Consider the following 21334-nt stretch of genomic DNA (forward strand, 5'->3'; position numbering starts at 1 on the left):
TCAGCCGAGGCGGCGGTGCAGGACCTCGCGGGCCCGGTCGTCGGCGTGCTCCCGGAGGCCCTTGCCGGGGTGCTCGCCGGAGTTGCCCCTGCCCGGCTTCTGCGGGCCGGCGGGCTCGGCGCCGGCGGGGGCCAGGCCGATGATCTCCGGGTTGTGGTCGGAGGCCCGGTACGGGTCGGCCGCGTAGAGGTCGACCACGTTGTGGTTGTGCCGGCTGTACTCCAGGCCCACGGACTCGTGGGCGTTGATCTCCCAGATGTCCGAGCCCGTGACGATCCCGGCCGCGGCCGGAGAGGCCAGGACGTGGTCGAGGGAGCCGACCATCCCGCCGAAGGCGTAGGAGTGCTCGCCCGCCGGCGCGAGGTTCGTGTAGCCGGCCTCGTGCAGGACCCGCATCGGGTCCTCCTGGTCGTAGGAGTTGAAGTCGCCGGTCAGGAACACCCGGTCGGTGCCCTGCGTGGACTTCAGCCGCTCGGCGAAGGCCACCAGGGCCCGGGCCTGGGCGGTGCGGTCGGCGTTCCAGGCCCCGGCGCCGTCCCCGGCGTCCGCATTGGGGCCGGTGGAGGGGGCGGAGCCCTTGGACTTGAAGTGGTTGACGACCACCGTGAAGTCGCCGCCCGCGTCCCCGCCGGCGGGGCGGAACGTCTGGGCCAGCGGCTCGCGGGCGTTGTCGAAGTTCTCCTCGTCGTCCAGGATCACGGACTCGCCCACGGTCTCGAGTGCGGCCGGCTGGTAGATGAACGCGGTGCGGATGACGTCCTCGTCCTCGACGGCGGGTCGCTCGGCCGGTGACGGCACGTACGCCCAGACCTCGGAGCCGGCGGCGGTGTTGAGGGCCTCGACCAGGTCGGACAGGGCCTGGTCCCGGTCCTTGCCGAACTTCGCGGAGTTCTCGATCTCCTCCAGGGAGACGACCTCGGCGTCCAGGGCGTTGATCGCGGCGACGATCTTGGCCTGCTGGCGCTCCAGGTCCTCCTGCTCGGCCGCCCCGCGGGCGTCGCAGCCTCCGCGCACCGAGACCGGGTCCCCGGCACGGTCCGTGTAGTAGGTGCAGCCGGTCAGCTCGTCGCCGGTGGTGGTGAAGTAGTTCAGCACGTTGAACGTGGCCAGCTGCACGGTCCCGCCGACGTCCTCGGGGGCGGCGGTGCGGGTGTTCTCGGCGACCACGGGGGCGTCCTCGGCGCTCTCCCCGGTCACCCGGGTCGTGGGCTGGAGGCGCCACTCGTCGAACGAGTAGCCGAGCACCACGGGCGCCACGAAGTCCACGGGCGCGCCGATCCGCATCGGGGTCGTGGGAGAGAGGTAGGGGAGGGGGACCGAGGCGTTGGCGAAGTTGCCGTAGTTGGTCGTGGCGCCGTCGTCGAGCAGGAGGCCCCGGGCCTCGTTGTCGGCGGCCTGCGCGGCGGCCTCGGGCGAGCCGGGCGCGCCCACGGCGGTGGGCTGCACGAGCGGGGTGGTGCCGGCCGCCAGGCCGATCTCGCCGTAGCCGTTCAGGGCGTAGTTGTCGGTGATCACGAACTCACCGGCCGGGTTGAGCAGCATGCCCTCGAGGTCCTCGCGCTCCGCCTCGTCCGTGGGCCAGCCGACGGCGGCGGGCTCGACCGCCTCGGCGGCCTCGTCGAGGACCGTGACCCCCTCCGGGTGCACGCTGATCTGGGTCTGTCCGTGGTACTCGGCGACCGTCCCGGTGACCTCGACGTACTGGCCGAGCTCCACGTTCACCACGGCCGAGGGGGAGTACACGAAGACGCCGTCGGAGGCGTCGTGGGCGGCGGTGTCCAGGTCGCCACCGGTGCCAGGGGTCTGGAGGTACCAGCCGTTGAGCCCGCCGGTGGCGTAGACGGCGGTGACCACGCCGCGGGTGGTCACGGCCTGTCCGGCCCTGGGGGAGACGTCGCCGGTGCCCTGGATGTCCCGGATCGCCAGCTCCACCGGCGGGGCGGCGGGCTCCGGGCTCGGCTCGGGGACCGGTTCGGGGGCGGGCTCGCCCCCGCTGCCACCGGAGTTCTGCGGGGTCACCGCGGTCGTGGCGGTGAAATCGGCGGAGTTGTCGTCGGTGTCCACGCCGTCGGCGCGGGTCATGGACTTCGGGTCCGCATTCGCCGACGGGCCAGTGGCGGGCGCGGTCTCGTAGGTGTTGGAGGTGCCGTAGCCGAGCAGGTCCACGAGCCCGTCGGTACCGGTCACCGAGCCAGTGGGGGCGGCCAGGGGCTGCTCGCCGTCGGAGAGCACGATCGTCCCGGAGACGCCCGCCGGGTTGAACGAGGTGGCGAGGTCGGGGGCGGGCAACGCGGCACCGCTGCCCGCGTTGGACCCGCCCTGGACCAGGAAGTAGCCGCCCGGGGCGATGGTCCCGGACAGCGCCACCGTGCTGGTGACGGTTCCGGTGCCGGACGCGGAGCGGTACTGCAGGGTCCAGCCGGTGAGGTCCACCGGCTGGACCGTGGGGTTGTAGAGCTCGACGAACTTGTGGGTGTAGACGGCGTTGGCCGAGCCGCCGTTGGTGTAGGCCTCGTTGATGACCACGTTCGCCCCGTCCAGGGCGGCGTGCACGGGCACGGTCAGCGGCACGGCGAGCAGGGCCGCGGCCAGAGCCCCGCTCAGGGGCAGGGAGAACAGCTTGTTCACGGTGGGGAGTTCCTTCAGTGGGGGCAGGGGGAGAAGGGGAGAGAACGATCGGGGCTCAGCCGAAGAGACGGCTGAGGACCTGGTGGGCCCGCTCGGAGCCGTGCTTCCAGGCGCCCCGGCCGGGCTCGCCCTGGCCGGGGCGCTCGCCGGAGTGGCCCGTGCCGGGTTTCTGCGGCTGGGTCGGCCTGTCGGTGGGCTCCGGCTCGGTGGCGCAGTCGGTGGGCAGGTCCAGGACAGCCTCCGGCACGCGGACCTGCGTGCCGGACGGCTCGGCGACCAGCCACACGGCGGCGTCGTCGGCCAGGCCGGTCGTGTCGAGGCTGACCGAGGTCGTGCCGTCGGTGACCGGTGCCGTGCCGAGTTCAGTGCCGTCCGGGTCGCCCGCGCGCACGCTCAGCGAGGTGTTCTCCGATGCGCCCAAGGAGGTCATGTCCAGGGAAGAGACGTCGAAGGTCACGGTGCAGCCGTCCGCGGCGGCCCCGGTCAGCGCCACGGACCGGCGGTCGAACTCGGGGGACAGCGGGCTGTTGGCGGCGAGGTACTCCATCCAGGCGTCGCGGTCGATCCGGCCGGTGTCGGTGACGTCGGTGCCCTCGGTCAGGGCGGTGAAGTTGTCGCCGCCCTCCACCAGGAAGGACACCGAGCCGATCACGTACTCGGCGGCCGGGTCGACGGGCTGCCCGTCGACCGTGATCGAGGTGATCCGGTCCCCGGCCGGGCGGGCGGCGTCGAAGGTGTAGGACACGTTCTCGGACAGCCCCAGCTGCAGGTACGGCCGGGACGATCCCTCGGGCTGCCACTGCTGCTCGAGGACCCGCTCGAACTGCTCGCCGGTGAGGGTCACGGTGGTGAGGTTGTTGGCGAAGGGCAGCACCTGGTTGGCCTCGGACTCCGTCACCACGCCGTCGCGCTCGCCGTCGATGGCCTGGCCGGGGTCGTCCGCCCAGAGGAGGTCGGCGCGCAGGCCGCCGGGGTTGATGAGGCCGATCTGCACGCCGTCCGACTCGTCCAGGCTGTCGCGGATGGACTCGGCGACCAGGTTGCCGAGGCTCGACTCGGCGCCGCGGTCGTCGCGGGCCTGCACGCCGTCCCGCAGACCGTAGGCGGTGGTGATGTCCCCGGTGATCTCGCCGACCGGGGTGCTGCCCCGCTCCAGGGCCACCGCCTCGGCGTCCGCGACGATCCCGGCGACCTCCGCGACGCGCGGATACCGGGCGACCAGCTCCTCCTCGGTCGCGGTGACGACCTCGTCGACGGCCAGCACGCCGGTGGTGAGGTCGACGTCGTCGGCGGCCTCGTCGTAGCTCAGGGAGATCCGCCCGAGGCTGCCGCCGTACGAGCCGGCCTGCAGGACCGCGCGGTCGAGGTCGCCGTCGCCGTCCACGTCGACGCCCTCGTCGTAGACCTGGTGGGTGTGCCCGTTGAGCACCACGTCCACGGTCGCGCTGGTGCCGGTCACCAGCCGGTCGCCGAGGGCGTCGGCCGCGTCGGCGGCGCCCTCGTGGTAGACGGCCACCACGACGTCGGCCCCGTCCGCCTCGAGCCGCTCGGCCTCGGCGTTGACGGCCTCGACGGGGTCGCCGAAGGTGATGCCCTCGATCGCGCCGGGCGAGACGAGCGTGGCGGTCTGCTGGGTGACGGCGCCGACCACGCCCACGCGCACGCCCTCGACGTCGAACGTCGCGGACGCCTCGGTGACGAGCTCGCCGTCCGGGCCGGTGACGTTGGCCGCCAGGTAGGGGAAGCCGGCGCGCTCGGTGATGCGGCCGGTCAGGTCGTCCGCACCCCGGTCGAACTCGTGGTTGCCCACGGCGGAGGCGTCGAGCTCGAGCGCGTCGAGCACGTCGAGCGTGGGGTCGTCCTGCTGCACGGCCGAGACGTATTCGGAGGCGCCCACGTTGTCCCCGCCGGACAGCAGCAGCGTGCCGTCCTCGTTCTCCGCGCGCAGCTGCTCGATCGCGCCCGCGAAGAGGAGGGGGTCGGAGGAGAGCCGGCCGTGGTAGTCGTTGAAGTAGAGCAGCTCGACGGCCGTCTCCCCGGCCGCGGTCGCCCCCGCGCCCGGTGCCGCCGGGGGCGCCGTCCCCTGGGCGGACGCCGCGGGGAGGACCAGACCGGTCGAGGTGACCACGGCGCCGGCGGCGAGCGCGGCGAGCAGGGCAGGACGGTGCTTCTGGGGCGCCATGGGGGTCCTCCGGGGGATGCGGCGGTGCGTTGTCCCCATTTCAGCACGCGGAGGTGAACGGCGGACCACGACACCGCGACATTTCTCCGGCCCCGGGACGGGACGGGGCCCCCACCGGCCGGTTCGCGGTGGGGGCCTCGTGCGGAGGCGGAAGGTAAGGGATTTGAACCCTTGGTACGGGGTCACCGCACACCGGTTTTCAAGACCGGCTCCTTAGGCCGCTCGGACAACCTTCCCCGCGCCCGCCCGGTCCCCGGCGGGGGCGGCGGAGCGCGCAGCCCATTCTTCCACGGCGCCCGGAACGCCGCCAAAGCCCCGGTAGGGTGAGCGCGTGGACGCACCCGAGAGCCCCGACCGCGGGACGACGACGATCGTGTGGTTCCGGGACGATCTGCGCGTCACGGACCACCCCGCCCTCGACGCCGCGTGCCGGCGCGGCGCGGTGGTCGCCCTCTGCGTCCTGGACGAGGAGTCCGAGGGGGTCCGGCCCCTCGGCGCGGCCGCGAAGTGGTGGCTGGACGGGTCGCTGCGGTCCCTGCGGGAGTCGCTCCGGGAGCTGGGCATCCCCCTGGTGCTGCGCCGCGGCCCCGCCGGGACCGTGCTCCCCGAGGTCCTCGAGCGCACGGGGGCGGGCGGCATCACGTGGAACCGCCGCTACGGCGGGCCCGAGCTCGCCGTGGACGCCGGAGTGAAGCAGTGGTGCGCCGAGCACGGGGTGGAGGCGCACTCGTTCCAGGCCGCGCTGCTGCACGAGCCGTGGACCCTGCGCACCGGCGCCGGCGGCCCGTACAAGGTGTTCACCCCCTTCTGGAAGGCGCTCCGGGCGCTGGAGATCCGGCAGCCGCTCCCCGTGCCCGGGCCGGGTCGGGGGGCCGCCGCGGAGGTGGCGGCGGCCGCCGGCACCGAGGACCAGGTCGACTGGGACCTGGTGCCGTCCCCGGAGCGCGCGGCCGGGCTGGCCGCGGTGTGGACGCCCGGGGAGGCGGCCGCGTGGGAGCGGCTGGACGACTTCCTGGACCGCGTCGAGGACTACGCCGAGGGCCACGACCGGCCCGACCGGGACGGCACCAGCCGGCTCTCCCCGCACCTGCGGTGGGGCGAGATCAGCCCGTTCGCGGTCTGGGACGCGGCCGTCCGGCACCGGTCCGAGCAGGGGAGCAGCCCGGGGCTGGAGAAGTTCCTGGCCGAGCTGGGCTGGCGGGAGTTCAACTGGCACCTGCTCCACCAGGTGCCGGACCTGCACGTGCGCCACGTCCGCCCGGCCTTCGACGCGTTCCCGTGGCGGGACGCGGCGGAGGCGGCCGGCGACGTCCGGGCCTGGCAGGAGGGGCGCACCGGCTTCCCGCTCGTGGACGCGGGCATGCGGCAGCTGCGGGCCACGGGGTGGATGCACAACCGGGTCCGGATGGTCGCCGGGTCCCTGCTCACCAAGAACCTGCTGGTCGACTGGCGGGTGGGGGAGCAGTGGTTCTGGGAGACGCTCGTGGACGCCGAGCCGGCGAGCGGGCCCGGGAACTGGCAGTGGGTCGCGGGCTCCGGCGCGGACGCGAGCCCGTTCTTCCGGATCTTCAACCCGCTGACCCAGGGCCGGAAATTCGACCCCGAGGCCCGCTACATCCGCCGCTGGATCCCCGAGCTGGCCGGCGACGAGGGCGTGGACCCGCACGAGCCCGGTCTGCTCGGCCCGTCGGTGGGCTACCCCGAGCCGGTCGTGGACCTGCCGGCCAGCCGCGGACGCGCCCTCGACGCCTACGCCTCGATCCGCTGAGGGCGGCGCCGGCGTCCCCCTGTTCGCCACGGGCCGACGCCGGGTGACCGGGTGCCCGCCCCGCGACACAATGGGAGCGACCGTCGCCCCCGACCGGAAGGCCCCACCATGCGCGCAGTGCTCGAGACCACCCCCGGCGGACCGGAGGTCCTCGCCGTCGCCGAGGTCCCCGCCCCGGAGCTCACGCCCGACGGGGTGCGGATCCGGGTCCGGGCCGCCGGGATCAACCGGGCGGACGTCATGCAGCGCCTGGGCCGGTACCCGGTCCCGCCCGGGGCGTCGACCGTCTTCGGCCTCGAGGTCTCGGGCACGGTGCAGGAGCTCGGCCCCGAGGTGCCGGCCGTCTCCGGGTTCGCCCCCGGCGCCGAGGTCGTCGCCCTCCTGGACTCCGGGGGCTACGCCGAGGAGGTCGTCGTCCCGGCCGGCCAGGTCCTGCCCGCGCCCGCCGGGGTGGACCTCGCCGCCGCCGCCGGCCTGCCGGAGGTGTGCGCCACGGTGTTCTCCAACGTCTTCATGGCCGCCGCCGCCCGCGAGGGCGAGACGGTCCTGGTACACGGCGGCACCGGCGGGATCGGCACCAACGCCCTCCAGATGTGCCGGGCCCTCGGCCTGCGCGTGCTCACCACGGTCGGCAGCCCGGAGAAGGCCGAGGCTGCACGGCGGCTCGGCGCCGAGGCGATCGACTACCGGCAGGAGGACTTCGTGGCGCGCGTGCGGGAGCTCACGGACGGGCACGGCGCCGACATCGTGCTCGACGTCGTGGGCGGCTCCTACCTGGGGCGCAACCTGGACGCGCTGGCCACCAACGGCCGGATCGCGGTCATCGCCACCCAGGGCGGACGCACGGGGGAGCTGGACCTCGGCAAGCTCATGGCCAAGCGGGCCGCCGTGATCGGCACCACGCTGCGCCCGCGGCCCGTGGCGGAGAAGACCCGCATCATGGCCGCCGTGCGGAAGCACGTGTGGCCCCACGTCGAGTCCGGCGCCGTCCGCCCGGTCGTGGACCGCACCTTCCCCCTGGACGAGGTCGCGCGGGCCCACGAGTACTTCGACTCCGGCACGCACATCGGCAAGGTCCTGCTCGTCCCCTGAGCGCACCCCTCGGCACGGCCGCGGACGGCCCGGTCCCGGCCCGTCGCCGGGCCCGGCCCGCCCTCCGCGCGCACGGAGGGCGGGCCGGGCCGCCGTAGGATGGACTGTCTCCACTCGAAAGGACCGCCCGTGGCATTCCTGCGCGACTACCGCGCCGCTCGCCGTGACGAGGCCGAGCTCGGTCTGGGCGTGTGGCGCCGCGCCCACGACCGGTTCCGCCGGGGTCTGGACCGCTTCCACCAGATCCTCGAGAGCCTCCCGGACAAGACGCTCGCGCAGTCCGTGGTGCCCACCGCCAACGCGCTCGCCGATCTGCTGCCGGAGGTGCGGGCCGTGTGCGCGGCGGCGCAGCGCACGGCGCCGAGCAGCAGCCACGACATCCCGGCCTCCGCGGGCGGCTACCTCAACGACGTCCACCGTGAGCTCTCCCGGGCCGGCAACGCGATGGCCCAGGCGGCGGAGGCCCTCACCATGGCCCGGTTCGTGCGGGCCGACGAGGAGTCGTCCGCCCACCGGCTGGACGCGGTCGTCCGCCGGGCCGAGGCGGTGCGGGAGCACGTGGAGCGCGCCGAGGAGCTGCTGCGCCGCGGCTGAGCCCGTTCCCGGCGGCGACGGGGTGGACCCGACAGCCTGCTGATGGTTTGATGGGCGGCATGAACCCCTCCGGATACGACTACCGCGCGGCCGACGGCGAGTTCGACGCCCGCTGGTCCCGCTCGCCCCTCGGCCGACCCGGCCGCGGAGGCCCCGGCCGCTTCGGCCCGGGCTACGACCTGCCCGGCCGCCGGGGCGGGGGGTACGGCCGCCGTTCCGGCTTCCGGATGCTCCCCTTCCCCGGGTACTCCACCCGGACGCGCCGGGGCACGAACGTCACGGTGGGCGGTTGCTGCCTGCCCCTGCCGATCGGCTGCCTGACCACCACGGTCCTCGCGGGCGCGGCGGCCGTCCTCGTGGGCCGCACCGCCCGCGACTGAGCGTCCCGGCGGGCCGGGCGGCGGATCACGCGGCCGCCGGCTCCGCCCGCAGGACCTCGATCGGGACGGGCACGACGCGCTCGACCGGGGCGGGGACGGCGTGCTCCGCCGGGACGGGCGCGAGGTGCTCGACCGGGACGGGCCCGTCCTCCTCGGCCTCCAGCGGCGGGCTGAGGCGCCAGCCGACGGCCTCCAGGTCGAGGGCGAGACGCGTCTGGCCGGTCACGGCGCCCTCGTCGCAGTAGCGGCCGAACGACCGGTGGACGTCCTCGAGCGCCTGCCAGCGGATCAGCGCGGCCGGGCCCCCGACGGCGGTGGACCGGGCGGAGACGGCGCCCACGTTGCGGTCCCGGAGGGCGGCCAGGGCGCGGGCCAGGAAGCCCGGTGGCAGTCGGACGCCGGGGTCGAGGACCAGCACCAGGTCGTCCGGCTCCATCCGGACGGTGTCCAGGGCCTGGTTGAGCGCCCCGGCACGGTGGTGCCGGTTGTCGACGGTGAGCAGGACCTCGGCGCCGGCGTGCAGGGCGACCTCGACGGTGGCGTCGGTGGAGTCGTCCGACATGACGAGGATGCGCTCCGGCGGACGGGTCTGGCGGTGGAGGGAGACGACCGCGTGCTCGACGCGGGCCGCGTCGTCGTGGGCGGGAATGATCGCGGCGATCATGACGACTTCTCTCGGCGTGCCCGGCGTGCGTCCCGCCGCTGACGTCCCCCTGCGGCGGGGCGCCCGACCGGCCCCTGAACGAGTGTTCTCGGTGACAACGTGAGCCCCCTGACGTGTTGTCCTGGACCAAAGTCTAGGCACCGCGGCGGACACTTTACAGACGCAAATCAGGGGACGTCCGCCCCGGCCGGACGCGGGTCCGGCGCGTCCCCGGGGGCGCTACACCTCGTCCCGGCCGCACACCCGGCACAGCTTCCAGACGTTCGTGTCCCCGTGGCGCTCGAACACCACCCGGCTGACCAGGGCCTGGATCAGGGCGAGCCCGCGGCCGGACTCGCGGTGCTCCTGCGCCATGGCCCCCGTGAGGTCGACCTGCGCCGGTGCGGCGCCGATCTCGTAGATCCTCGCCTCCAGCCGGTGGGGGTCCGCGACCAGGTCCACGGAGAGCTCGATCGGGTCCTCCGCCGCGGGTACCGCGTGCACCACCACGTTGCCGGCCGCCTCCACGACCGCGAGCGTGAAGGCCATCCGGTCGGTCTCGGGCACGAACGCGGCCTCCCCCCACAGCGCGTCCAGGTCCTCGTGCAGGGCGTCCACCGTCAGGGCGGTGGCCGGGCCCCGGCGCGAGCGGCGGGCCGTGGGCTCAGTCATCGGCGAAGGCCGCGTCGGCGGTGTCGTAGGGGGTCAGGACGCGGTGCATGCTGGTGAGCTCGAGGACCATGCGGACCTGGGGGCGGACGTTCGCGATCCGCAGGTCGCCGCCGGCCTGACGGGCCAGCTTGAGGCACCCGATGAGGGCGCCCAGACCGGACGAGTCCATGAACTCGGTGCCGCCGAGGTCGACCACCACGTGGTTGCTGCCCTCGTCGACGACCTTCGCCACGACCTCCCGGAGCTTGGGCGCTCCCACCATGTTGAGCCGTCCGGTGCCCGTGATGTGGGCGAACCTCGGCTTCTGCTCAATCGTGAACTGCATCGGCACTCCTCTCCTCGGGCTCGAAGCCCGTGTATCTCGCGGCGGTGACGAGCACGCTCAGCACCACCAGGTCGAAGGCGACCCAGGCCACGTTGACCAGGGTTCCCACCGGTTCGTTCAGCCCCACCGCCAGCCGGGCGGTCCCCACCAGGAGGGCCGCGGCCAGCAGCCCCATCACCACCAGCTGCGGGCGGATGAGGTGCCAGGCCGGACCCGCGTCCTGCCGCACCTTGGGCGTGACGGCGAAGCCGAGGGGGCGGCCGAACCAGACGTTGCGGGCGGCCGTGGTGCACGCCCTGATCCAGATGGGGAACAGCGCCAGGCTGTACTGCTGACCGCGCCAGGTGGGGATGCCCCGGCCCACCACGAGGAACAGCAGCTGGTTCACCACCATGAAGGGGATGAAGCGGACGAAGAAGTCCCAGCTGAGGCTCGTGACGGGGAGGATGCCCAGCACCAGGTACACGATGGGCGCGGCGAAGTAGACGACGGCCGCGAAGCCGGACAGGTAGCTCCACATCGTGGCGAAGTACATGAGCCGCTGGCCCCACCCCAGCCGGCGCTGCAGCAGCGGGTTCTCCCGGAGCAGCACCTGCACCGTGCCCTGCGCCCAGCGCAGCCGCTGGGTGAGCATGGTCTTCAGGTCCTCGGGGGCCAGGCCGTGGGCGAGGACCTCGTGGTGGTAGACGCTGCGCCAGCCCAGGCCGTGCAGGCGCATCGCGGTGGCCATGTCCTCGGTGACCGAGATCGTCGCCAGCGGCATCACCGGCTGGGCCTCGCCGGGCCGGTCCACGGAGACCGCCTCGAGCACCTCCCGCACCGGTTCCACGGCGGCCAGGGGGGACAGGTCGCGGCGGGACATCCGGTCCACGGCGGAGGCGAGCTCGTCCGGCCACACCATGCCGTCCTCGGGGGGCAGGTCCAGGGCGGCGATCGAGGCGAGGTCCGCCTCGATCTGGGAGAAGTCCTGCGTGACGGTGCGCCGGGCCGCCGCGTCCACCTCGCGCTGCAGGCGGTAGGTCAGCTCGGTCAGGGGGCGCCGGCCTTCAGCTCGGCGCGGGCCCGCGCGGTGGCGGCCTCGACGTCGTCGAGCATGCCCGCGACGACGGGGTTCGCGGCCTCTGGGGACCGTCGCGCCCTGCGCAGGGCGGCCCGGGTGCGGGCGAGGGACTCCTTCACGTCCTGCTCGACCTCCTGGACGTAGCCGGAGAGGCCGAGCTGCATGAGCGCCTCGCGGCGCAGGATCGCGTTGGAGCCGCAGAAGAAGGCGGCGTTCCAGCCGTCCTTGCCCTGCTGGATGGGGCCGTAGAACAGGGGGGCCTGGCTGCCGAGCGGATCGTGGTCCGGCACGTTGACGAACCACTGCGGCGTCTGCACGAGCGCCACCCTGCGGTCGTTGAACCAGCCCAGGGTCCGGTCCAGGATCTCCGGGGCCGGGACCTGGTCGGCGTCGAGGATCAGCAGGAACTCGCCCTGGGTGAGCATCAGGGCGTTGTTGAGGTTGCCGGCCTTGGCGTGGCGCGGCCGGTCGGTCCAGTCCTCGCTTCGCGTCAGGTAGCCCAGCCCGTGCTCGGCGGCGAGCGCCTCGAGCTCGGGGCGGGCCCCGTCGTCGAGGATCCACGTGCTGTGCGGGTGCCGGATGGCCTGCGCCGCCAGGGCGGTGCCCATCACGAGGTCGAGGGGCTCGTCGTAGGTCGTGATGAACACGTCCACGGTGGCGCCCGCGGGCGGGGCGCCGGCCTCCCCGCGCCGCCGGAGCCGCCAGACGGTGAGCCCGAAGAGCGAGACGTCGATCAGGCTGTACGTCTCGGCGAGCACCAGGGGAACGGCGATCCACCACGCCGACCAGTTCAGCGACTCGAGCCAGCGCCAGGCGATGTAGTTGACGCCCAGCAGGAGGGTCAGGACGACCAGGAGCCGGACGAGGAAGCGGTTCACGGGGCGGACCGGCGGCGGACGACCACGGCGGTGACGTCGTCGGTGCGGGTCTCCTCGCCGGCGAGGTCGAGGACCGCGGTGCAGGCGGACGCGGCGTCCTCGTGGCGGGAGACCACGTCCGCGACTGCCCGCACGGCGTCGTCGACGTCCTCGTACGCGTCGAGGAGGCCGTCGCTGACGACGACGAGGGCGTCGCCGGGCGCGAGCACGATCCGGCCGGGCACCCACTGCGTCCCGGGCACCGCCCCCACCGGGGGGCCGCCCGGGCGCAGCCGGTCGATCCCGTCCGCGCGCACGTGCAGACCCAGCCCGTGGCCCGCGTCGACGTACTCCACGACCCCGTCGGCCGTGTCCAGGCGGGCGTGGAAGAGCGTGACGAAGGAGTCGGAGTGGGCGAGGTCGTGCTCGAGGTGCCGGCAGGTGTCGCCGAAGGCCTGCGCCATGTCCGGCTGCCCGGCCGCGGAGCGCAGCACGGCGCGCACGGTGGCGGCGATGAGCGCGGCCCCCATGCCCTTGCCCATGGCGTCGGCCAGCGAGACCTGGAGCCCGCCCTCGGTCGTGTACCAGTCGAAGAAGTCCCCGCCCACGCTGCGGGACGGCCGGCACGCCCCGGCCACGTCGTAGCCGGGCACGGCCGGGGCGGCGGCGGGCAGCAGGCTGCGCTGGACCTCGGCCGCGCGGCGCAGCTCCTCGGCGTCGGCCTGCTCCGCCCGGGCGCGCGGCCGGCGGAACATCGCCTCGATCCTGGCCTGCAGCTCCCGGGGGCTGAACGGCTTGCTGATGTAGTCGTCCGCCCCGCGCTCGAGGCCCTCCAGCCGGTCGATCTCGCCCGGGCGGGCCGTGACCATGAGCAGGTAGGCGTCCGAGAACTGCCGGACCCGCCGGCAGACCTCCAGCCCGTCGAGGTCCGGGAGGCTGAGGTCCAGGGTGATGAGATCGGCGCCGTCGCGGCGCACGGCCTCGATGCCCTCGAGGCCGGTCGCGGCGGTCGTCACGGTGAAGCCGCGCATGCCGATGGTCTGGGCGAGGAGGTTGCGGATGTCGTCGTGGTCTTCGATCACGACGGCACGGCGACCCTGGGGGGAGGGGGTCATGGACCCATTAAGCCGCTATTCTTTGCAATTGTCATCCCGACCCCCCGAGGGTGACGCTCCCTGTCGGAAGAGTTTCCCGTGGACCGCTTGCTCACCGTCCTCTCCCTCGACCGGATCAGCTTCCACGAGCTGTCGATGCGCCGGCGCGTGCTCCTCAGCCAGCTGCCGCTGTTCGTCACGACCGTCGCCCTCGTCGCCGGGATCTGGGTGGTCCACGAGCCGCTGCGGGGCGACCTGCGGGTCCAGCTGGCCCTGGCGCTCACGGTGGCGCTGACGGGGCTGTGCGTGCTCGTGCCGTGGGACCGGCTGCCCGACGGGACGTTCCTGGCCGTCCCGGTCCTGGACTTCGTCCCCATCACCCTGCTGCGGGAGGGCACGCTGAGCACGGTGACGGGGGTGGGCATCATGGCCGCGTTCCCCGTCATCTGGCTCACCGGCTCGGGGCGGCTGCCCCGGGCGTCCGCCCCGCTGGGGTTCGTCCTGACCCTCGCCATGGTGTGGGTCCCGCTCCTGGTCCCGCCCCGGCCGCTGAGCGCGCAGCTGCTGACGGCCCCGCTGCTGATCCCGGTCATGCTGCTGGGCATCGGGATCACCGTCCAGGTGCTGTCGAACAGCATGGAGCGCCAGAACGCCGAGCTGGAGGCCAAGGACGCCGAGCTGCGCCGGCTGCTGGGCGTGACCGCGCGGCGGGAACGGCTGCTGAACACCGTCCTGGACACGGTGGACGTGGGCGTGCTGGCGATCGACGAGCACGGCCACGACATCCTCATGAACCGCCGCCAGCACCGGATCCACGAGCTCGCGCTGCCCGAGGGAATGGGGGACGGCGCCGAGGCGGACCTGCGGGTCTACGCGGACGCGGACGGGACGCCGCTGCCCGTGGACCGGCGTCCCGCCCGCCGCGCGATCCGCGGCGAGTCCTTCTCCGACGCCCTGGTCTGGGCGGGCGAGCCGCCCCTCCAGCGGGTGCTCTCCGTGTCCGCGCGCGTGCTCCGGGACGAGGACGGCGGGACCGAGGGCTCCGTCCTGTCGTTCATGGACGTCACCGAGCTGGTGGCGGCGCTGCAGGCCAAGGACGACTTCGTGGCCGGCGTCTCGCACGAGCTGCGCACGCCCCTGACGTCCATCCGCGGCTACACCGAGCTCCTGGCCATGGACGAACGGCTCCCCGGTCACGTCCGCTCCGGGCTGGAGGTCGTGGAGCGCAACGCCGACCAGCTGCTCGTCCTGGTCGAGGACCTGCTGCGCACCGCTGGGCCCGTCCTGGCGCTGCAGCAGGCGGAGGCCGACCTCGTCCAGGTGGTCCAGCAGTCCGTCGCGGCGGCCGGGCTCCGGGCCGCGGAGGCGGGGGTGGACCTGCGGGTGGACGCCCCGTCCCGCCTGGTGCTGTCCTGCGACCCCGTGCGCCTGGGGCAGGTGCTCGACAACCTGCTCTCGAACGCCATCAAGTACTCCCCGGACGGCGGGCCGGTGACGGTCCGCGTGGCCCGGGCCGGGACGACCGTGCAGGTGCAGGTGGCGGACCGCGGCATGGGGATGCGCCCGGAGGACGCCGCGCACGTGTTCGGCCGGTTCTTCCGCAGCAGCAACGCCCGGATGAGCGCGATCCCGGGCCTGGGCCTGGGCCTGGCGGTCGTGCACGAGATCGTCGAGCGCCACGGCGGCACCATCCGCTGCGAGAGCGCACCGGGGGAGGGGACGGTCTTCACCCTGACCCTCCCCGCGGCCGGACCGGCGGGTGCGGCGGACCCCGACCAGGCGGAGCAGGACGGATCAGCGGCTGTACTCCAGGCGGACCGAGTCGTCGTCGGGCAGCACCAGGACCGTGCTGCGCTCGACGGTCCAGTCCTCGGGCAGTAGGAAGTACCGGCCACCGCGCACCGTGAGCAGCCGTAGGCCGTCATAGCGGTGGAGGGGGTCGTCCGGCGTGCCCACCTGCTCCGTGCCGACCCCGGGGAGACCCACGTGCAGCGGCTCCGGGCTGTAGACGACCGCCTGTGGCAGATCCTTCCGGTTCTTCTGCAGCGCGTGCGCCATGAGCTGCCCCGTCTCCTCGGCCGCGGCGGTCGTGCCCCAGAAGATCAGGAGGCCGACCACCGACACCAGCGCGGCGGCGCCCAAGAGCTGGCCGCGCGGCGCGGTGGGCGGCTGGTCCCGCGCCGTGACGCGCCGCCGGAGCCCGGCGGCCCACGCGGCGCCCAGGACGCACAGCGCCATGGCGAAGGGGAGGATCCAGGTCTCCCTGCTGTCCCGAACGGTGCGCTCCAAGAGCCACCCGGCGACGGCCAGCCCGATGAAGAGCCACGTCCCTCGGTGCGCCCACCGCGCCACCTGCGCGCTCCCGGACGCCCGGACGCGGGCATCGACGCGCTCGCGGACCAGGCGGTCCGCCCACAGCCCGGCGAGGAGGGCCACGGCGATCCAGAAAAGGATTCCGTACAGGGAGCTGATGCTCAGCAGCAGGTAGTCCTGGGTGGTGTAGCCGAAGAGGTGCACGTCCAGGCCCATGGCCCGGGCCTGGGCGCCGGCGCGGACCCAGCCGTAGTAGACGAGTAGGGCCGTGAGCAGGCCGACCGAGATGCCCAGCTCCGAGACCGCCTGGACCAGGCGCGTCCAGAGCGGGGGCGTGGCCGGACTCTCCTCCGCCACCGTGGCTGCTACGGGGTGGGTGGAGCGGTGGGCGCGGGCGTCGGGGCGGGCACCGGCGGGGGGTCGGGGCAGGCGGTCGCCGGCACCTCGTAGACGAGGTGGGCCAGGCCGCCGACGGGCCAGTCCGCGTCCGTGACGGACACCGGGACGTGGCCGGTCACGTCGGACGGAGGGGCGCGGAAGAACAGGCTCCCGTTGCCCTGCTGCACCGGCACCTCCGTGGCGCCCACCGTCACGGCGCGGATGCCCTCGGGCGGCATCCACTCGAGATTGCCCTGCAGGAAGACCGGGGCGCCCCCGCAGGTGGAGACGGAAATCTCCAGGCCCTCCAGCCCGGGGGCCAGGGGGGAGACGAGGCTCTCCAGGACGAGGGGGCAGGCCGTGCCGTCGGGGACCCGGAGCTCGGGGACCGCCTCCGGCGCCCGGCGGTGGAACTCGACCAGCCTCTGCAGGCCCGCCACGGTCTCCTCCTCCCAGCAGCTGCCGGGTGCGGGAGTGGTGGCCAGGGCCTCCTCGCCCTGCCGCCACAGCTCGGGGTCGTTGGTCGTGGCGGCCTCGCAAAGGAGGGCGCCGGCCCGCGGGATGGGCTGGCCCCGGGACGCGAGCAGCTGCTCGTCGCCGCAGTCCCCGTCCTTCAGGGGGTCGTACCACAGCGGCGTGCCCTCCCCGTTGGGTCCGATCCGCAGCCACGTCAGGATGCGCGAGACCGGGGGGTCGCCGGACTCGCTCGGGGAGGGGACCGCGGAGCCGGACGGAGCCGCAAAGCCCGACGGGTTCGCGGCCCCGGACGGGTCCGAGGCGGGCGGGCTCGGGGACGAGCCGGGAGAGCCACCGCAGGCCGGCGCGGTCAGCGCTGCTCCGGCCAGGACGAGTGCGCAGACCAGCTGTCGGGAACGGAGTTGCATGGTGCACCGCCAAAGTCGTCCGTGGTGGCCGGTCGCCCGGAACAGATTCAGCGTACGGCGGGTCCTACCCGCCGAACACGACTGTGACCAGGGGTGACGTGACTGTGACGGCCGGTCCGCGCCGCCCGCCGCCGTCGCCCGGGGGTGGCTGCCGGCGGGCCCGGGGCGGGACGACGAAGGCTCCGGACCCTGGGGGTCCGGAGCCTGCTCCGCTCGGAGCCTCCTGTCGGAATCGAACCGACGACCTTTTCATTACGAGTGAAACGCTCTACCGACTGAGCTAAGGAGGCGTGCACGCGGCCGTCCGGAACGGCCTCAGTGCAGGTGAAACTGTAGCAGAGAGCGCGGGGGCGCCCCCAATCGGCGGGACCGGGCGCGGTGCGGGCGTTCCCCGGGAGTTCACCGGCTCTTCGACTCCCCGGCCTTACCGGCCCGCGGGGCCGGGGCGAAGCATGGACGGACACGACGACGGGGCCGGCCGCTGCGGTCCGCCCGGAACAGGAGCAGCCCAGTGCGCACACCGGACGGCGGCATCGCGCCGGATCTCGAGCTGGCCTTCCTGGACATGTCCGGGACCGTGTTCCACGACAACGGGATCATGGAGCGGGCCTTCGAGCGCACCGTGACCGGTCTCGGCGTCGACCCCGGCTCGGAGCGGTTCCGGCAGATGCTCCGCCACGTCCGGGACACGCTGGGCCAGTCGAAGGCCGGCGTGCTCGAGCAGCTGTTCGCGAGCGACCCCCACCGGGCGCGGCAGGCCGTCCGGGACTTCGAGCGCCACCTGGACGAGCTGCTGGCCACCGAGGGCGTCACCCCCGTGGAGGGCGCGGAGCAGGCCGTCACGGCGCTGCGCGAGGCGGGCCTGCGGGTCTGCCTGGCCACCGGCTACAACCGGCACAGCCTGAACACGCTCCTCGAGCAGCTCGGCTGGACGGGTCTCGCCGATCTCAGCCTGTGCCCCTCCGACGCGGGGCGCGGACGGCCCTGGCCGGACATGGTGCTCACCGCCGTGCTGGCGCTCGACCTCGGCGACGTCCGCCGGGTCATGGTCGTGGGGGACACGGCGGCGGACGTGCAGGCCGGTCTGCGAGCCGGTTCCGCCGCGGTCGTCGGCGTCCGCACGGGCGCGCACGACACGGCGTCCCTGCGCGCGGCCGGCGCCCACGTGGTGGTCGACTCGGTCCGGGACCTCCCCGGACTCGTCCGCACGCCGGGGCCCGGCGCGCGCTGACGCCCACCGCGCCGGCACCGGGCGCGGAGGGTCAGGAGCAGGTCGTCCCCTCCGCGGGGAGCTCGCCCTCCAGCAGGTAGGCGTCCACGGCGTCCTGCACGCAGCGGTTGCCGGCCGTGTAGGCGGTGTGGCCGTAGCTGTCGTAGGTCAGCAGCCGGGCGCTGTCGAGCTGCTCCACGAGGGCCTCGGACCAGTGGTAGGGGGTCGCGGGGTCGTGGGTGGTGCCCACCACGAGGACGGGGTCGGCGCCGGTGGCGTCGAGCGGCTCCGCGAGGCCCGCGGGGTCGACCGGCCATCCCTGGCACGCGGCGTCGCCGTAGCCGAGGTACGGGCCGAAGGTCGGGGCGACCCGCTCCAGCTCCTCCTGGTGCCGGGCCATCTGCTCCGCCGTGACCGTCCCGTCGGGCCGGTCGAGGCAGTTGACGGCCGTGAACGCCATGGTGGTGTTGCTCGTGTACCGGCCCTCGGCGTCGCGCCCGTGCGTGGCGTCCGACTGGGCGAGCAGCGCGGAGAAGTCGCCGTCGAAGGCGGCGCGCAGGGAGTCGTTGAGCGTCTCGTAGGAGGTGGTCGCGTAGAGGGGGCCCAGGACGCCCTCGACCACGTTGGTGGCGGTGACCCGCCGGCCGTCGGCGGCGGTCACGGTCCCCTCCTCGACCGAGGCGATGAGCTCCTGGATCCGGGTCATGGCCTCGTCCGTGGAGACGCCTGCCACCACGCAGTCCCGGATCTCGGACTGGCACTGCTGCACCCAGTGGCGCAGGTTGTCCTCGAAGCCCTCGGCCTGGTCGGCGGTGGCCTCCATGTCGCTCAGGGTGGGGTCCACGCCGCCGTCCAGCACGAGCCGGCCGACCCGGTCGGGGAACAGGTCGGCGTACACCGCGCCCAGGTGGGTGCCGTAGGAGAAGCCCAGGTAGGTCGTCCGCTCGTCGCCGAGGACGGCCCGGAGCACGTCCATGTCCCGGGCGGCGCTCACGGTGTCCATCTGCGCCACGAGCTCGCCGGAGTCCTGCACGCACGCGGCGCCGAGCTGCTCGTACTCCTCCTGGATCTGCTCGGCCGGCTGCTCCTCGGGGTCGAACATCGGCTCGGCGCGCCACGCGTCCAGCTCCGCGTCGTCGAGGCACTCGATGCCCTCGGAGCGGCTCACCCCGCGCGGGTCGAAGCCCACGACGTCGTAGGCCTCGCGCACGTCGCCGGTGACCGTGTACTGCGCGTAGAGCATCGCGTCCACCCCGGAGGCGCCGGGCCCGCCGGGGTTGAGGAGCAGGCTGCCGCGGGCGTCCCCCTCGGCGGGCAGGCGGGACATCACCACGGTGGTGGTCCCCCCGCCGGGGTCGGCGTAGTCGAGGGGCACCTCGACGTCGGCGCACCGGAGGTCGTCCTGCGCGCCGTTGGTCTCCACCTCGAACGTGCAGTCCTCCCACGCGACGGTCTGCGTGTAGAAGCGCTCGAGCTCCTCGGGGGCGCCTTCGACGACGGCGCCGGTGGCGCCCCCGGAGGTCGGCTCGCCCGTGGCGCCGGCCCCGAGGGACGAGCAGCCGCCCAGGAGCAGGCCGGTCGCGGTCAGGGCGGCCGTGACGGGCAGGAGGGCGCGGCGGGCGGGGGCGGCGCGGCGGGTCATGGGGCTCCTCGAGGGGTGGGGGGATGGGAGTCGGGGGCGGGTCAGAGCAGGGAGACGGCCATGGCCTCGAAGGCCAGCTGCGCGCTGACGTTGGTGCGGATCCGGTCCCGGGTCCGGCTGATCACGTCGATGCGGTGCAGCGTCCGCTCGGGGGTCGAGTTGGACGCGTGGTCCTGCAGCTGCTGGGCCAGGTGCTCGTTGACCAGGGCGGAGCCCGTGCGCAGCTGGAGGGTCAGGACGTCGCGGTAGAAGGTGGTGAGGTCGATGAGGAAGCGGTCGAGGGTGTCCGTCTGGATCCGCCGGGACCGGCGCTTCTGGTCGGCCTCGAGCCGGTTGAGGGCTCCGCGGATGGCCGGCGGCACCCGTCCGGACTCCGGCGCGCCCAGGGCCACGAGCAGCTGCTTGCGCTCCGCCTCGTTGCGGGACTCGGCGTCCGCCTGGGACTCCTCCACGGCGATCTTGTGCAGCCGGTCCGCGGCGCGCACGGCGTCCGGCACCCCGGACAGCTTCAGCGGCATGGACACGACCTCCTGCCGCCGGGTGCGGGCGTCGTCGTAGAGGGCGAGCCGCTTCGCGATCCCCACGTGGGACTGCGCCAGCCGGGCGCTCTCCTCCGCGCGCTGCCGGGGCACCCCGTGCCGGCGGATCAGCAGCTCGGCCACGTCCGCCACGGCGGGCACCTTCAGCGTGGCCGGGCGGCAGCGGGAGCGGATGGTCACGAGCACGTCCATCGGGCTCGGGGCGCACAGCAGCCAGATGGTATTGGGCGGGGGCTCCTCGATGGCCTTGAGCATCACGTTCGAGGTGCGCTCCGCCATGCGGTCGGCGTCCTCGACCACCATGACGCGCCAGCGGCCCACCGAGGGCCGGTCCTGGGCGCGGACCACGAGCTCGCGGGCCTCCTCGATGGTGATCTGCGGGTTCTCCGTGACGAAGTGGGTGAGGTCCGCGTGCGAGCTGGCCAGGACCGTGCGGCACGCGTGGCACTGCCCGCACCCGCGCTCGACGGGGTCCTCCTGCTCGCACAGCAGGGCCGCGGCGAACGCGAGCGCCGCGTTGGAGCGCCCCGAGCCGGGCGGACCGGTGAACAGCCAGGCGTGGGTGGGCCGGTCCTCCTGGGCGGCGCGCCGCAGCTGCGCCACCACGGCGTCCTGGCCCAGCAGCTGGTCCCACACGCTCACGCGCTCACCTCCGCGGCGCGGGCGGAGCGGGCGAGCCCGGTGAGGCGCTCGCGCACGGCGGCCGAGAGCTCCCCGGCCGGCCGGGTGGCGTCGAGCACCAGGTAGCGCTCCGGAGCCCGGCCGGCGAGCTCGAGGAACGCCGCCCGGTTCGCGTCGTGGAAGGCGTCGGGCTCGGTCTCCAGGCGGTCGCCCGCGGTGCCGTCCCGGGCCTCCCGGCGGGTCCGTCCCGTGCCGGCCGGGACGTCGAGCAGCACGGTGAGGTCCGGGACGAGCCCGGCCGTGGCCCACGCGTTGAGCTCCGCGACGCGGTCCAGGCCGAGGCCGCGCCCGGCGCCCTGGTAGGCGGCGGAGGAGTCGGCGAAGCGGTCGCAGACCACGGTCCGGCCGGCGGCGAGCGCGGGGCGGATGAGCTGGGCGACGTGGGCGGCGCG

17 protein-coding genes, 2 tRNA genes and 1 pseudogene are annotated in these 21334 nt (G+C 74.3%); 6 read left to right on the forward strand and 14 right to left on the reverse strand.

Annotated elements, in window-relative coordinates:
• The 3 genes from CRM73_RS03900 to CRM73_RS03910 all read right to left on the reverse strand — a co-directional run bounded on the left by CRM73_RS03900 (position 1) and on the right by CRM73_RS03910 (position 5046).
• Positions 1-2628 carry an ExeM/NucH family extracellular endonuclease gene (locus CRM73_RS03900; RefSeq protein ID WP_229586897.1) on the reverse strand — a complete coding sequence of 876 codons (2628 nt, stop codon included), beginning with the start codon at positions 2626-2628 and terminating at the stop codon, positions 1-3.
• 55 nt (positions 2629-2683) lie between these two features.
• Entirely contained in the window at positions 2684-4810 is a 2127-nt protein-coding gene (locus tag CRM73_RS03905; protein ID WP_229586898.1) for a bifunctional UDP-sugar hydrolase/5'-nucleotidase, read from the reverse strand.
• Between the two features lie 148 nt (positions 4811-4958).
• Positions 4959-5046 (reverse strand) — tRNA-Ser (locus CRM73_RS03910).
• Positions 5047-5141: 95 nt separating this feature from the next.
• On the opposite strand from CRM73_RS03910, the gene CRM73_RS03915 reads away from it, so the two are divergent.
• The 4 genes from CRM73_RS03915 to CRM73_RS03930 all read left to right on the forward strand — a co-directional run bounded on the left by CRM73_RS03915 (position 5142) and on the right by CRM73_RS03930 (position 8644).
• On the forward strand, positions 5142-6578 hold the full coding sequence (locus CRM73_RS03915) for a deoxyribodipyrimidine photo-lyase (RefSeq protein WP_167590874.1): 1437 nt from the start codon (positions 5142-5144) through the stop codon (positions 6576-6578).
• 108 nt (positions 6579-6686) lie between these two features.
• A complete protein-coding gene (locus tag CRM73_RS03920) occupies positions 6687-7670 on the forward strand; it encodes an NAD(P)H-quinone oxidoreductase (RefSeq protein ID WP_229586899.1) in 984 nt (327 codons plus the stop codon).
• Positions 7671-7799: 129 nt separating this feature from the next.
• Positions 7800-8264, forward strand: a complete 465-nt coding sequence (locus CRM73_RS03925; protein ID WP_035926120.1) for a hypothetical protein — start codon at positions 7800-7802, stop codon at positions 8262-8264.
• Between the two features lie 59 nt (positions 8265-8323).
• On the forward strand, positions 8324-8644 hold the full coding sequence (locus tag CRM73_RS03930; RefSeq protein ID WP_126349863.1) for a hypothetical protein: 321 nt from the start codon (positions 8324-8326) through the stop codon (positions 8642-8644).
• Between the two features lie 25 nt (positions 8645-8669).
• Here the strand turns inward: CRM73_RS03930 and CRM73_RS03935 are convergent, their stop codons facing one another.
• The 5 genes and pseudogenes from CRM73_RS03935 to CRM73_RS03955 all read right to left on the reverse strand — a co-directional run bounded on the left by CRM73_RS03935 (position 8670) and on the right by CRM73_RS03955 (position 13316).
• On the reverse strand, positions 8670-9308 hold the full coding sequence (locus CRM73_RS03935; RefSeq protein WP_095650895.1) for a glycosyltransferase family 2 protein: 639 nt from the start codon (positions 9306-9308) through the stop codon (positions 8670-8672).
• A 219-nt stretch (positions 9309-9527) separates the two neighbouring features.
• Positions 9528-9959, reverse strand: coding sequence for an ATP-binding protein (locus CRM73_RS03940; protein WP_095650896.1), 432 nt, complete (start codon positions 9957-9959; stop codon positions 9528-9530).
• On the reverse strand, positions 9952-10284 hold the full coding sequence (locus CRM73_RS03945) for an STAS domain-containing protein (RefSeq protein ID WP_017831980.1): 333 nt from the start codon (positions 10282-10284) through the stop codon (positions 9952-9954). Before CRM73_RS03945 ends, CRM73_RS03940 begins: the two co-directional genes overlap by 8 nt.
• Positions 10268-12222, reverse strand: a pseudogene (locus CRM73_RS03950) (glycosyltransferase family 2 protein). The gene CRM73_RS03945 and the pseudogene CRM73_RS03950 overlap by 17 nt, the downstream one beginning before the upstream one ends.
• Complete coding sequence (locus tag CRM73_RS03955; RefSeq protein WP_115162320.1) at positions 12219-13316, reverse strand: PP2C family protein-serine/threonine phosphatase; 1098 nt, start codon at positions 13314-13316, stop codon at positions 12219-12221. The pseudogene CRM73_RS03950 and the gene CRM73_RS03955 overlap by 4 nt, the downstream one beginning before the upstream one ends.
• Before the next feature lie 78 nt (positions 13317-13394).
• Here CRM73_RS03955 and CRM73_RS03960 point away from each other — a divergent pair, with 78 nt between their 5' ends.
• On the forward strand, positions 13395-15176 hold the full coding sequence (locus CRM73_RS03960; protein WP_229586900.1) for an ATP-binding protein: 1782 nt from the start codon (positions 13395-13397) through the stop codon (positions 15174-15176).
• Here the strand turns inward: CRM73_RS03960 and CRM73_RS03965 are convergent.
• The 3 genes from CRM73_RS03965 to CRM73_RS03975 form a co-directional block, all read right to left on the reverse strand.
• Positions 15090-15965 (reverse strand): hypothetical protein, encoded by an 876-nt coding sequence (locus CRM73_RS03965; protein WP_176337907.1) that lies wholly within the window; start codon positions 15963-15965, stop codon positions 15090-15092. The two genes, CRM73_RS03960 and CRM73_RS03965, sit on opposite strands and share 87 nt — an antisense overlap.
• Positions 15966-15973: 8 nt before the next feature.
• Entirely contained in the window at positions 15974-16870 is an 897-nt protein-coding gene (locus CRM73_RS03970; protein WP_176337906.1) for a hypothetical protein, read from the reverse strand.
• A 217-nt stretch (positions 16871-17087) separates the two neighbouring features.
• Positions 17088-17160 (reverse strand) — tRNA-Thr (locus CRM73_RS03975).
• A gap of 221 nt (positions 17161-17381) precedes the next feature.
• Here CRM73_RS03975 and CRM73_RS03980 point away from each other — a divergent pair.
• Positions 17382-18101, forward strand: a complete 720-nt coding sequence (locus tag CRM73_RS03980) for an HAD-IA family hydrolase (RefSeq protein WP_176337905.1) — start codon at positions 17382-17384, stop codon at positions 18099-18101.
• A gap of 31 nt (positions 18102-18132) precedes the next feature.
• On the opposite strand, the gene CRM73_RS03985 is transcribed toward CRM73_RS03980, so the two are convergent.
• From CRM73_RS03985 to CRM73_RS03995, 3 genes are all read right to left on the reverse strand, one after another.
• Positions 18133-19722 (reverse strand): alpha/beta hydrolase, encoded by a 1590-nt coding sequence (locus CRM73_RS03985; RefSeq protein WP_176337904.1) that lies wholly within the window; start codon positions 19720-19722, stop codon positions 18133-18135.
• Positions 19723-19763: 41 nt separating this feature from the next.
• Positions 19764-20903 (reverse strand): DNA polymerase III subunit delta', encoded by a 1140-nt coding sequence (locus tag CRM73_RS03990; protein ID WP_017831972.1) that lies wholly within the window; start codon positions 20901-20903, stop codon positions 19764-19766.
• Positions 20900-21334, reverse strand: a 435-nt coding sequence (locus CRM73_RS03995) for a dTMP kinase (protein ID WP_229586901.1), incomplete at its 5' end; no start/stop codon positions are given. The genes CRM73_RS03990 and CRM73_RS03995, both read right to left, overlap by 4 nt.

Origin of the sequence: Kocuria sp. CCUG 69068 (assembly GCF_020833785.1) — a bacterium.
GTDB classification, from domain to species: domain Bacteria; phylum Actinomycetota; class Actinomycetes; order Actinomycetales; family Micrococcaceae; genus Kocuria; species Kocuria rosea.

Coding starts and splice junctions, on each gene's coding strand:
- CRM73_RS03920 (WP_229586899.1), top strand. CDS start 6,687: ATGCGCGCAGTGCTCGAGACCACCCCCGGCGGACCGGAGGTCCTCGCC.
- CRM73_RS03945 (WP_017831980.1), bottom strand. CDS start 10,284: ATGCAGTTCACGATTGAGCAGAAGCCGAGGTTCGCCCACATCACGGGC.
- CRM73_RS03955 (WP_115162320.1), bottom strand. CDS start 13,316: ATGACCCCCTCCCCCCAGGGTCGCCGTGCCGTCGTGATCGAAGACCAC.
- CRM73_RS03935 (WP_095650895.1), bottom strand. CDS start 9,308: ATGATCGCCGCGATCATTCCCGCCCACGACGACGCGGCCCGCGTCGAG.
- CRM73_RS03930 (WP_126349863.1), top strand. CDS start 8,324: ATGAACCCCTCCGGATACGACTACCGCGCGGCCGACGGCGAGTTCGAC.
- CRM73_RS03905 (WP_229586898.1), bottom strand. CDS start 4,810: ATGGCGCCCCAGAAGCACCGTCCTGCCCTGCTCGCCGCGCTCGCCGCC.
- CRM73_RS03985 (WP_176337904.1), bottom strand. CDS start 19,722: ATGACCCGCCGCGCCGCCCCCGCCCGCCGCGCCCTCCTGCCCGTCACG.
- CRM73_RS03940 (WP_095650896.1), bottom strand. CDS start 9,959: ATGACTGAGCCCACGGCCCGCCGCTCGCGCCGGGGCCCGGCCACCGCC.
- CRM73_RS03970 (WP_176337906.1), bottom strand. CDS start 16,870: ATGCAACTCCGTTCCCGACAGCTGGTCTGCGCACTCGTCCTGGCCGGA.